Origin of the sequence: Nonomuraea sp. NPDC049750 (assembly GCF_040659625.1) — a bacterium.
Lineage (GTDB): Bacteria > Actinomycetota > Actinomycetes > Streptosporangiales > Streptosporangiaceae > Nonomuraea.
This window is the reverse complement of the sequence record NZ_JBFANB010000074.1, coordinates 1-1,415: the sequence shown is the minus strand read 5'-3', so window position 1 is coordinate 1,415 and position 1,415 is coordinate 1. Positions and strand designations below refer to the sequence as shown.

General features: G+C 58.1%; 1 protein-coding gene. It reads left to right on the top strand.

What is annotated here, in order from left to right; all coding sequences use genetic code 11:
* Window positions 1–1,292, top strand: a 1,292-nt coding sequence (locus AB0J16_RS59630; protein ID WP_358558319.1) for a group II intron reverse transcriptase/maturase, incomplete at its 5' end; no start/stop codon positions are given.
* Window positions 1,293–1,415 lie beyond the last annotated feature (123 nt).

Genomic DNA, 1,415 nt, shown 5'->3' with positions numbered 1-1,415 from the left:
TCAGTGACGAGCGCTTCCTGAACCTGATCAGAAAGGCGCTGAAAGCCGGGGTCCTTACTGGACTTGGGCTGGAGGCCACCAGGATCGGGTCGCCGCAGGGAAGCGTGCTCTCTCCCACCCTGGCCAACGTGTACCTACACGAGCTGGACAGGAAGATGGACGAGATCATCACACGGGAGACCAAGGGCAAAGGACCAGCGCCCAACCCTGACTACATGCGGCTGACGCAGCGCCTGTACGTGGGAAGGAAGACTGGGAAGATGCCCGCCGACGAGGCAAGGGCCTTAATCAAGAAGATGAGGTCTCTTCCCTCGTACCTCCCCGAAGATCCAGGCTACATCAGGGTGAGATATGTCAGATACGCCGACGACTGGGTTGTCGGGGTCATTGGGCCCAGACGCCTTGCCGAAGAGATCAGGGCCGAAGTCGCCACGTTCCTCAGGGAGGAGCTGAGGCTCCACCTGAACGTGGAGAAGACGCATATTCGGCATGCCAACTCCCAAGAAATCACCTTCTTGGGGGTCAGGATCTCCGGAACAGGCAATCGAAACGACGAAGTAGTCAAAGCGTCGAACTGTAAGGGCAAACGTCACTACAAGAGGCGCAGGACCAGAGGGAACATGACCCTCAAGGCCCCGATGGACGAGATCGTCGCAAGGTTGCACCAGAAGGGTTTCTGCCAGAAGGACGGCTATCCGGACAGCAAGGTAAGTTGGACGGTGCTCGATGATGTAGATATCATCCGCCGATATAACACCGTGCTGAACGGCATACTGAACTACTACTCGTTCGTCAATAACTTCTGGGCGATGAGCAGGGTCCAGTACATCCTCCTGTATTCAGCGGCCAAGACGCTGAGCCATAGGCACAAGATGAGCTCAGTTGGGATGGTGTTCAAGAAGTACGGGAAGGACCTGACGGTCCGCGTCCGAGGGGATGACGGCAGGGAGAGGAGCGTCAAGCTCCAGAGGCGCAAGTCCTTTGCTGCCAAACCTAACGACTTCAAAGTCTCGGTTCGGGACCCCGAGGATGCTTTGAGAACAGCCAGTTGGCAGGTGCGGACGAAGAGCAACCTGGGAAGGATCTGCGTGATCTGCGGCAACACGGATAGGGTGCAGATGCATCATGTCCGCCATATCCGCAAGATGGGAGAGAAGGTGGTCGGCTTCACGAAGCTGATGGCTAAACTCAACCGGAAACAGATCCCGGCATGCGAGCCATGCCACCGTCGTATTCACAATGGGGAGTACGACGGTCTCAGGTTGGGGGACCTGGCAATCCCCGCAGGCTGATGGAGTAGTCCCGCCATTACTGGAGAGCGGTATGCGTTGAAAGGCGCACGTACCGTTCGGAGGGGGGCCGTTGTTTTCCACCTCAGTGGGGGCGGCGGCCTACCCTACGCTCCTGCCGACGCC